Annotated in this window: 1 pseudogene; it reads right to left on the bottom strand. The window is 61.7% G+C overall.

The features are described 5' to 3' along the window. Nucleotides 1–507, bottom strand: a pseudogene (locus tag CWM53_RS20180) (OmpA family protein); the annotation flags it as partial.

Below are 507 nucleotides of genomic sequence, written 5' to 3'. Positions count from 1 at the left end.
AACACCATCTGATTGAGCCACTGCATCAGGCTTTCCATCCGCAGAAGATGGCAAAGCCGCAGGCTGCTCCCATCGGTTCCGGGCTGTGCCGCCCATGACGTCGGAGAGCTTTCTCCGGCGGGCGTCACCACCTGAACCTTGCCGCCGGCGCAGATAAACCACGGTAGATCATCCTCTCGCCCTGTGCCGGGCAGCCAGCTCCACAGCAGCAGCGGCACTTTTATGCCCGCCCTGCGGCGCACTGTCGCCAGACCGCCGACAAAGCGTCGCAATCGTCCCGCCAGAACAGCCATATCCAGATGAACAACCGGCACGACCGTGCAGGCCACACACAACTGAGAAACCCATGCGGGGCGGTCAGCCAGCAGCACTTCAGCCTGTCTGATAAGTTGCTCTTCATCCGCAATGTGCAGGTACAGCCCTCCCGCGACCTGCCGCAGCGGGTTTTCTGTGAATAACGATGCTGCCGCGTCGCCGCACACCAGCACTACGGGCTGCCGATATGTT

This window comes from Klebsiella sp. A-Nf5 (assembly GCF_002810545.1).
GTDB lineage: Bacteria > Pseudomonadota > Gammaproteobacteria > Enterobacterales > Enterobacteriaceae > Klebsiella > Klebsiella variicola.
The sequence above is the reverse complement of the archived record's forward strand: the minus strand, read 5'-3'. Positions and strand labels throughout refer to the sequence as shown.